Source organism: Enterobacter cloacae complex sp. ECC445 (genome assembly GCF_021892025.1).
Taxonomy (GTDB): domain Bacteria; phylum Pseudomonadota; class Gammaproteobacteria; order Enterobacterales; family Enterobacteriaceae; genus Enterobacter; species Enterobacter chengduensis.
Map to the genome: position 1 here is coordinate 37,755 of NZ_JAKLRZ010000012.1, position 9,933 is coordinate 47,687.

The 9,933-nt window shown below is 59.9% G+C and carries 5 protein-coding genes; 4 read left to right on the top strand and 1 reads right to left on the bottom strand.

The features are described from left to right. Positions 1–48: 48 nt before the first annotated feature. Positions 49–2,757 carry a magnesium-translocating P-type ATPase gene (gene mgtA / locus L6R44_RS12415; protein ID WP_237424403.1) on the bottom strand — a complete coding sequence of 903 codons (2,709 nt, stop codon included), beginning with the start codon at positions 2,755–2,757 and terminating at the stop codon, positions 49–51. Positions 2,758–3,148: 391 nt separating this feature from the next. Here mgtA and treR point away from each other — a divergent pair, with 391 nt between their 5' ends. From treR to nrdD, 4 genes are all read left to right on the top strand, one after another. Further along, positions 3,149–4,096, top strand: coding sequence for a trehalose operon repressor TreR (gene treR, locus L6R44_RS12420; RefSeq protein WP_237424404.1), 948 nt, complete (start codon positions 3,149–3,151; stop codon positions 4,094–4,096). A 129-nt stretch (positions 4,097–4,225) separates the two neighbouring features. Further along, positions 4,226–5,644 (top strand): PTS trehalose transporter subunit IIBC, encoded by a 1,419-nt coding sequence (treB, locus tag L6R44_RS12425; protein WP_237424406.1) that lies wholly within the window; start codon positions 4,226–4,228, stop codon positions 5,642–5,644. Between the two features lie 52 nt (positions 5,645–5,696). Then, positions 5,697–7,340, top strand: a complete 1,644-nt coding sequence (gene treC / locus L6R44_RS12430; protein ID WP_237424405.1) for an alpha,alpha-phosphotrehalase — start codon at positions 5,697–5,699, stop codon at positions 7,338–7,340. Positions 7,341–7,715: 375 nt separating this feature from the next. Continuing rightward, a complete protein-coding gene (nrdD, locus tag L6R44_RS12435) occupies positions 7,716–9,854 on the top strand; it encodes an anaerobic ribonucleoside-triphosphate reductase (protein WP_032643862.1) in 2,139 nt (712 codons plus the stop codon). Positions 9,855–9,933 lie beyond the last annotated feature (79 nt).

A 9,933-nucleotide genomic window follows, 5' to 3' on the forward strand; every position in this document is an offset into this window, starting at 1 on the left:
AGTCCCCTCACCCCGGCCCTCTCCCCAAAGGGGCGAGGGTAAAAAAAATCACTGCCACCCATACCGACGCGCATAAAATCCTTTCACCATCTGCGTCAGCACCATGTAGCCCGCGAGGATCGCCACCAGCCACGGGAAGTAGCTCAGCGGCAGCGCCTGCAGCTGCAGGTAGCTCGCCAGCGGCGAGAACGGCAGCGCGATGCCGAGCGCCATCACAATTCCCGTCATCACAATCAATGGCCACGCCGCGCGGCTCTGGATGAACGGAATGCGGCGCGTGCGGATCATATGCACAATCAGCGTTTGCGACAGCAGCCCCACCACGAACCAGCCGGACTGGAACAGCGTCTGATGTTCCGGGGTGTTGGCGTGGAACACAAACCACATCAGGCAGAAGGTCAGGATGTCGAAGATGGAGCTGATCGGGCCAAAGAACAGCATAAAGCGCCCGAGATCCGCCGGGTTCCAGTGCTGCGGCTTCTGGATCTGCTCGTCGTCCACGTTATCAAACGGGATCGCCACCTGAGACACGTCGTACATCAGGTTCTGGATCAGCAGGTGCAGCGGCAGCATCGGCAGGAACGGCAGGAACGCGCTCGCCACCAGCACGCTGAAGACGTTGCCGAAGTTGGAGCTGGCGGTCATTTTGATGTACTTGAGCATGTTGGCGAAGGTGCGGCGCCCTTCGATCACGCCCTCCTCCAGCACCATCAGGCTCTTTTCCAGCAGGATGATATCCGCCGCCTCGCGGGCGATATCCACCGCGCCATCGACGGAGATACCGATGTCCGCCGCACGCAGCGCGGGCGCGTCGTTGATGCCGTCGCCCATAAAGCCCACCACGTGCCCTTCGCGCTTGAGCAGGGTGACGATGCGCTCTTTGTGCATCGGCGTCAGGCGGGCAAACAGCGTGGTGTGCTGCGCCAGTTTCGCCAGCTCGTCGTCGGACAGGTGCTCAATGTCGCTGCCCACCACCACGTCGCCCGCGTCCAGCCCCACTTCGTGGCACACCTTCGCGGCCACCAGCTCGCTGTCGCCGGTGAGGATTTTAACGGTGATACCGCTCGCCTTCAGCGCCTTCAGCGCCGGTGCGGTGGTCTCTTTCGGCGGATCGAGGAAGGCGATATAACCCTCGAGGATCAGATCGGATTCGTCGATACGCTGGTAATCCCCCTCGCGCGCCGGCAGGAACTTGCTCGCCACCGCCACCACGCGCAGCCCCTGACGGTTCAGGTTGTCGGTGACGCGCTTGATGCGGCGCAGCATGGTGTCGTCCAGCGGCACGATGTCGCCGTTATAGCGCACCTGCGTCGACACGTTGAGGATCTCCTGCAGCGCGCCTTTGCAGATCAGCTGATGCACGTCCGTCCGCTCGCTCACCACCACCGACATCCGGCGGCGCTCGAAGTCGAACGGGATTTCGTCCACCTTCTGCCAGCGCCCGGAGAGCGTGCGGGCGGACTCCTCATCTACCCCTTCCAGCACCGCGACATCGAGCAGGTTTTTCAGCCCGGTCTGGTAGTGGCTGTTCAGCCACGCGCTGTGCAGCACGCGCTCGCTGGTTTTGCCGGAGATATCGGTGTGGTTCTCCAGCACGATTTTGTCCTGGGTCAGGGTGCCGGTTTTATCGGTGCAGAGAATGTCCATCGCGCCAAAGTTTTGAATGGCGTCGAGGTGTTTGACGATCACCTTCTGTTTAGAGAGCTTCACCGCGCCGCGCGCCAGCGTGGAGGTGACAATCATCGGCAGCATTTCCGGCGTTAAGCCGACGGCCACGGAGAGCGCAAACAGCGCCGCTTCCCACCAGTCGCCTTTGGTGTAGCCGTTGATCAGCAGCACGATGGGCGTCATCACCATCATAAAGCGGATCAGCAGCATGCTGACGCGGCCAATCCCTTTCTGGAAGGCGTTCGGCTCGCTCTCCTGCTCGCTGACGCGTCCGGCAAGCTGGCCAAACCAGGTGTTGCCCCCGGTGGCGGTGACAATCGCCTGCGCGGTGCCGCTGACCACCGTGGTGCCCATAAAGCACAGGGTATCGCACTCGAGCGGGTTCATCTGCTGCGGGTCGCGGCTGCGCGCCACCTTTTCAACGGGCAGGGATTCCCCGGTCAGCGAGGCCTGGGCCACGAACAGATCGCGCGCCTGGACGATGCGTAAATCCGCCGGGATCATGTCTCCCGCAGCCAGCTTCACCAGATCGCCCGGCACCAGCTGGTCGATAGGCAGCTCCACCCAGGCGTTTTCGCCGAGATCGTTGATCACGCGCGAGACGGTCGCGGTGTTGCTGACCATCGCCTTCAGGGCGTCCGCCGCTTTTGTAGAGCGGGCTTCCTGAATGAAGTTCAGCAGCGTGGAAATCCCCACCATCAGGGCAATCACCCCTGCGGCAAACAGATCTTCCGTCGCGTAGGAGATAATGCCGAGCACCGTCAGCAGCAGGTTGAACGGGTTGCGGTAGCAGAGCCACAGGTGTACCCACCACGGAGAGGGCTTTTGCGCCGGGATCTGGTTATCGCCATGCACGGCGCGGATTTTTTCCACTTCGGACGCGTTCAGCCCTTCCGGGTGCCCGCCAAAGGCGCGCCAGACTTCGTTTTCATCCATCGCCGCCACGTTCAGGCAGCGTTCGGTCAGGGACGCGGGGATCGCGGTGCCCGCCATGTTTTTGGCATTGGGCAGCGGGTCGCGCTGAACAAGGCGGTGCGGCAGATGGCGGCTCAGCAGGGCCTGCAGCTGCCGGGTGATATTTTTAAACATAGTCATTCCTCCGCATCCGCAACGGCGGACGCAGCATTCCCTTCAGGCGTGGCAAGGCCGTACCTGAGAGGCACTCAATTTTTCAAGCAGGAACGTTTGGGACGTTGCTGCCTCACATCACCGGTGAGTCAGCAACGGGCTGGCTTACCGGAAAGAACGCGTGCTCTCGCTCAGGAGAGGTGTGGGATCGGGATCCATGAAGCCTCCGGTAAGTAAAAAGTAAGGTGTCGCCGCGCAGTATAAGGATTTAGGCGTACCCTTTGTGACGATTCGGGCGGTATTATACCCCCCTGCAAATAAACCGAACGTAAACCAGACTTTGCCCATAGCGAAATCGCGCTATAGCATTAGGCTCAATTGACCACTTTGTCGTTGTTACAGGGAATACAGCATGCAGAACCGCCTTACGATTAAAGACATCGCGCGTTTAAGCGGCGTGGGGAAATCGACCGTCTCACGCGTGCTGAACAACGAAAGCGGCGTCAGCGAACGCACCCGCGAGCGCGTTGAGGCGGTGATGAATCAGCACGGCTTTTCCCCTTCCCGCTCCGCGCGCGCCATGCGCGGGCAGAGTGACAAAGTCGTCGCCATTATTGTCTCGCGTCTGGATTCTCTGTCCGAAAACCTCGCCGTGCAGACCATGCTGCCCGCCTTCTATGAGCAGGGCTATGACCCGATCATGATGGAGAGCCAGTTCTCGCCGCAGCTGGTGGAAGAGCATCTGGGCATGCTCCAGCGGCGCAACATTGACGGCGTGGTGCTGTTCGGGTTTACCGGCATTAAGGACGAGATGCTGAAACCCTGGCAGCCTTCGCTGGTGATGATGGCGCGCGACGCCCAGGGCTTTGCCTCCGTCTGCTACGACGACGAGGGGGCGATTATCACCCTGATGCAGCGCCTGTTTGACGAAGGCCATCGCCACATCAGCTTCCTCGGGGTGCCGCACGCGGACGTCACCACCGGCAAGCGTCGCCATGAGGCCTATCTGGCCTTTTGCAAAAAGCACCATCTCTCCGCCGTCGCCTCCCTGCCGGGGCTGGGCATGAAGCAGGGGTACGAGCAGGTCGCCAGCGTCCTGACCCCGCAGACCACCGCGCTGGTGTGCGCCACGGACACCCTGGCGCTGGGGGCGAGTAAATATCTGCAGGAGCAGCGCATCGACGGCCTGCAGGTGGCGAGCGTCGGCAGCACGCCGCTGATGAAGTTTTTGCACCCGGAAATTATTACCGTCGATCCCGGCTACGCCGAGTCCGGCAGGCAGGCCGCCGCGCAGCTGATCGAGCAGATCAACGGGCGGAGCGAACCGCGCCGAATCGTCATTCCTGCCCACCTTTCTTAATCCCCGCTCAACGGATTATTGTGATCTTCGCCCGATTTCGGGAACGTTCCCATTTTCGCCGTCACGCTGAAGGAGTAGGCTTGCGCTCAGGTCATTACACCCTCTCACCATCTGTCATGAGGTTTCATGATGAGTAAAGTCAAACAAGCAGATATCGATCGGCTGATCGTCCTGGTCGGCGGCCGCGAAAACATCGCCACCGTCAGCCATTGCATTACCCGCCTGCGCTTCGTGCTGAACGATCCGGCCAAAGCGGACCCGAAGGCCATTGAAGAACTTTCCATGGTAAAAGGCTGCTTCACCAACGCCGGGCAGTTCCAGGTGGTCATTGGTACCGAAGTGGGCGATTACTATCAGGCTCTGCTGGCGACAACCGGGCACTCCTCCGCCGATAAAGAGCAGGCCAAGAAGGCCGCGCGCCAGAATATGAAGTGGCACGAGCAGCTGATCTCCCACTTCGCGGAAATTTTCTTCCCGCTCCTGCCCGCGCTGATCAGCGGGGGCTTAATTTTAGGCTTCCGTAACGTCATCGGCGACGTGCCGATGAGCGACGGCAAAACCCTGGCGCAGATGTATCCGGCGCTGAAAACCGTGTATGACTTCCTGTGGCTGATTGGCGAGGCGATCTTCTTCTATCTGCCGGTCGGGATCTGCTGGTCCGCGGTGCGCAAAATGGGCGGTACGCCGATCCTCGGTATCGTGCTGGGCGTTACGCTGGTCTCTCCGCAGTTAATGAACGCTTATTTACTTGGTCAGCAGGTGCCTGATGTGTGGAACTTCGGCCTGTTTACCATCGCCAAAGTGGGCTATCAGGCGCAGGTTATCCCGGCCCTGCTGGCGGGGCTGACGCTGGGCTTTATCGAAACGCGCCTGAAGCGCATCGTGCCGGATTACCTCTACCTGGTGGTGGTGCCGGTCTGCTCGCTGATTCTGGCAGTGTTCCTGGCGCACGCCTTTATCGGTCCGTTTGGCCGCATGATCGGCGACGGCGTGGCCTTCGCGGTGCGTCACCTGATGACCGGCAGCTTCGCGCCGATTGGTGCCGCGCTATTTGGCTTCCTTTACGCCCCGCTGGTGATCACCGGCGTGCATCAGACCACGCTGGCCATTGATATGCAGATGATCCAGAGCCTCGGCGGCACGCCGGTCTGGCCGATTATCGCCCTGTCTAACATTGCTCAGGCGTCCGCGGTGACCGGCATCATCATCGTCAGCCGCAAGCACAACGAGCGCGAGATCTCCGTTCCGGCGGCTATCTCCGCCTACCTCGGCGTCACCGAACCGGCGATGTACGGTATCAACCTGAAATACCGCTTCCCGATGCTCTGCGCGATGATCGGTTCCGGTCTGGCGGGCCTGGTGTGCGGACTGAACGGCGTAATGGCAAACGGGATTGGCGTCGGCGGCCTGCCGGGCATCCTCTCCATCCAGCCCGCTTACTGGCAGGTGTTCGCCCTGGCAATGGCCATCGCGATTATCGTCCCAATGGCGTTGACTACCGTGGTTTACCAGCGCAAGTTCCGTCAGGGCTCGCTGCAGATTGTTTAATTCTTCTCTTTCGGGGCGCAGTTGCGCCCCTTCGCATTTGCAGGAACGCATTATGAATACCCTTCCTCACTGGTGGCAAAACGGCGTCATCTATCAGATTTACCCAAAGAGTTTTCAGGACACCACCGGCAGCGGCACCGGCGATCTGCGCGGCGTGACGCAGCGTCTGGACTACCTGAAAACCCTCGGCATTGACGCCATCTGGCTGACGCCGTTTTATATCTCCCCGCAGGTGGATAACGGCTATGACGTGGCGAATTACACCGCCATCGACCCGGCGTACGGCACGCTGGATGACTTTGACGAGCTGGTTGCCGAAGCCCACGCGCGCGGCATCCGCATCGTGCTGGACATGGTGTTCAACCACACCTCCACGCAGCACGCCTGGTTCCGCGAGTCGCTGAAAAAAGAGAGCCCGTACCGCCAGTTCTACATCTGGCGCGACGGCACGCCGGAGCAGCTGCCTAACAACTGGCGATCCAAGTTTGGCGGCAATGCCTGGCGCTGGCACGCCGAGAGCGAGCAGTATTACCTGCACCTCTTCGCGCCGGAGCAGGCGGATCTCAACTGGGAAAACCCGGCGGTGCGCGCCGAGCTGAAAAAGGTGTGCGAGTTCTGGGCCGATCGCGGCGTGGACGGCTTGCGTCTCGACGTAATTAACCTGATTTCTAAAGATCAGGATTTCCCGAACGACGAGACGGGCGACGGTCGCCGCTTCTATACCGACGGGCCGCGCGTCCACGAATATCTGCAGGAGATGAGCCGCGACGTCTTTACCCCGCGTAATCTGATGACGGTGGGCGAGATGTCCTCGACTTCGCTGGAAAACTGCCAGCAGTACGCGTCGCTCGACGGCAGCGAGCTGTCGATGACCTTTAACTTCCACCACCTGAAGGTGGACTATCCCGGCGGCGAGAAGTGGACGAAGGCGAAGCCGGACTTTATCGCGCTGAAAACCCTCTTCCGCCACTGGCAGCAGGGGATGCACAACAAAGCCTGGAACGCGCTGTTCTGGTGTAACCACGATCAGCCGCGCATCGTGTCCCGCTTTGGCGACGAAGGTGAACACCGCGTTCACGCTGCAAAAATGCTCGGCATGGTGCTGCACGGGATGCAGGGCACGCCGTATATCTATCAGGGTGAAGAGCTGGGGATGACCAACCCGCACTTCAGCCGGATTACCGATTACCGCGACGTGGAAAGCCTGAACATGTTCGCCGAACTGCGGGCAGACGGTCGCGATCCGGAGGAGCTGCTGGCGATTCTGGCGAGCAAATCCCGCGATAATGGCCGCACGCCAATGCAGTGGGACGCGTCGCACAACGCGGGCTTTACCGGGGGCGAACCGTGGATTGGGGTCTGCGACAACTACGAGACGGTGAACGCCCGTGCCGCGCTGGACGATCCGGATTCGGTGTTTTACACCTACCGGTCGCTGATTGGCCTGCGCAAAACGCTGCCGGTGCTGACGTGGGGGGATTATGAGGATCTCCTGCCGGAACATTCTTCCCTGTGGTGCTATCGCCGTCAGTGGCAGGGGCAGACGCTGATCGTTGCGGCGAACCTCAGTAATACGATTCAGGAATGGCGGACAGACGCTCTCAGCGATAAGCCCCAAGTGCTGATGAGTAACTACCCGGCACCGCAAACGACGTCGCTCCGTCCGTTTGAAGCCGTCTGGTGGTTGCAGCAGTAACCGTCCCGCCGGGTGCAGCCCAGCACCCGGCTTATTTTACTGTTTTTGTTGAATAATTAATCAGATTTTTCTCGTCCTCCTTTACAATCGCTGTAGCGCCCGCCGTTTGTACTCTCGCCTTTTTACTTTGTCCTGCATCAAATAAATCGCAAACATGTTTGATGCAAATCACTATATGTAGCACTTAAAATGCACGCCGACCCAACATATTGTATTTATCGTCTACTATTCCAACAACAAGACGGCGCTTACGCTGGCCGGAATTGTGGATAACACGCGCTGGGAACGCGGGAAGTCTTTGGCCCGGCGGGGAATACGCCCGGTGAATACTTCTCCACCTCTGTGGATAACCTGTTTTCAAAAAATGGAGTGATCATGACACCGCATGTGATGAAACGTGATGGCTGTAAAGTGCCGTTTAAATCAGAGCGCATCCAGGAAGCCATTCTGCGTGCAGCTAAAGCAGCGGGAGTCGATGACGCAGATTACTGCGCCACCGTCGCAGACGTCGTTAGCAGCCAGATGAACGAACGCAGCCAGGTCGATATCAATGAGATCCAGACCGCGGTTGAAAACCAGCTGATGGCGGGGCCCTACAAGCAGCTGGCGCGCGCCTACATTGAGTACCGTCACGACCGTGACGTGCAGCGCGAGAAACGCGGTCGTCTGAACCAGGAGATCCGTGGCCTGGTCGAGCAGACCAACTCTGCCCTGCTCAATGAAAACGCCAACAAAGACAGTAAGGTGATCCCGACCCAGCGCGACCTGCTGGCCGGTATCGTCGCCAAACACTACGCCCGCCAGCACCTGCTGCCGCGCGACGTGGTCTCGGCGCACGAGCGCGGTGAGATCCACTACCACGATCTCGACTACTCACCGTTCTTCCCGATGTTCAACTGCATGCTGATCGACCTGAAAGGCATGCTGACCCACGGCTTTAAAATGGGTAACGCCGAGATTGAACCGCCAAAATCCATCTCCACGGCCACCGCCGTCACCGCGCAGATTATCGCCCAGGTCGCCAGCCACATATACGGCGGCACCACCATTAACCGCATTGACGAAGTGCTGGCCCCGTTCGTGACGGCAAGCTTTAACAAGCACCGTAAAACGGCCGAAGAGTGGCAGATCCCGGACGCGGACGGCTACGCCCATTCCCGTACCGAGAAAGAGTGCTACGACGCCTTCCAGTCGCTGGAATATGAGGTGAACACGCTACACACCGCCAACGGCCAGACGCCGTTTGTCACCTTCGGGTTTGGCCTGGGCACCAGCTGGGAATCGCGCCTGATCCAGCAGTCTATCCTGCGCAACCGCATTTCCGGCCTCGGCAAAAACCGCAAAACGGCGGTGTTCCCGAAACTGGTGTTCGCCATCCGCGACGGGCTGAACCACAAGTTTGGCGATCCGAACTACGATATCAAGCAGCTGGCGCTGGAGTGCGCGAGCAAGCGCATGTATCCGGACATCCTGAACTACGACCAGGTGGTGAAAGTCACCGGCTCGTTTAAAACGCCGATGGGCTGCCGCAGCTTCCTTGGCGTGTACGAGGATGAAAACGGCGAGCAGATCCACGACGGGCGCAACAACCTGGGCGTGATCAGCCTTAACCTGCCGCGCATCGCGCTGGAGGCCAAAGGTAATGAAGCTGAATTCTGGACACTGCTGGACGAACGCCTGCAGCTGGCGCGTAAGGCGCTGATGACCCGTATCGCCCGGCTTGAAGGGGTGAAAGCCCGCGTGGCGCCAATCCTCTATATGGAAGGGGCCTGCGGCGTGCGTCTGAAAGCCGACGATGACGTGTCCGAGATATTCAAAAACGGCCGCGCGTCCATTTCGCTGGGCTATATCGGCATCCACGAAACCATCAACGCGCTGTTTGGCGACCAGCACATGTACGACAGTGAAATGCTGCGTGAGAAAGGCATCGCCATCGTGCAGCGCCTGCGCGACGCCGTTGACCAGTGGAAAGAAGAGACCGGCTACGGGTTTAGCCTGTACAGTACCCCGAGCGAAAACCTGTGCGACCGCTTCTGCCGTCTGGACACCGCCGAGTTCGGGATTGTGGAAGGCGTGACCGACAAAGGGTATTACACCAACAGCTTCCACCTGGACGTAGAGAAAAAGGTGAACCCGTACGACAAGATCGACTTTGAAGCGGCCTATCCGCCGATCGCCAGCGGCGGCTTCATCTGCTACGGCGAGTATCCGAACATTCAGCACAACCTGAAGGCGCTGGAAGACGTGTGGGATTACAGCTACCAGCACGTGCCGTATTACGGGACCAACACGCCTATCGACGAGTGCTACGAGTGCGGCTTCACCGGCGAGTTCGAGTGTACCAGCAAAGGCTTTACCTGCCCGAAATGCGGCAACCACGACGCGGCCCGCGTTTCCGTGACCCGCCGCGTGTGCGGCTATCTCGGCAGCCCGGACGCGCGTCCGTTTAACGCCGGCAAGCAGGAAGAGGTGAAGCGCCGCGTGAAGCATCTGGGGAATGGGCAGATCGGGTAATCCGCTGCCACGTTCATGCCCGGTGGCGCTGCGCTTACCGGGCCTACGAACCGCTCACTTTTGTAGGCCGGGTAAGCGC

What these genes read in the sequence shown, in the direction of transcription:
- treR (WP_237424404.1), top strand. Translation starts at nt 3,149, where the DNA reads ATGCAGAACCGCCTTACGATTAAAGACATCGCGCGTTTAAGCGGCGTG.
- mgtA (WP_237424403.1), bottom strand. Translation starts at nt 2,757, where the DNA reads ATGTTTAAAAATATCACCCGGCAGCTGCAGGCCCTGCTGAGCCGCCAT.
- treC (WP_237424405.1), top strand. Translation starts at nt 5,697, where the DNA reads ATGAATACCCTTCCTCACTGGTGGCAAAACGGCGTCATCTATCAGATT.
- nrdD (WP_032643862.1), top strand. Translation starts at nt 7,716, where the DNA reads ATGACACCGCATGTGATGAAACGTGATGGCTGTAAAGTGCCGTTTAAA.
- treB (WP_237424406.1), top strand. Translation starts at nt 4,226, where the DNA reads ATGAGTAAAGTCAAACAAGCAGATATCGATCGGCTGATCGTCCTGGTC.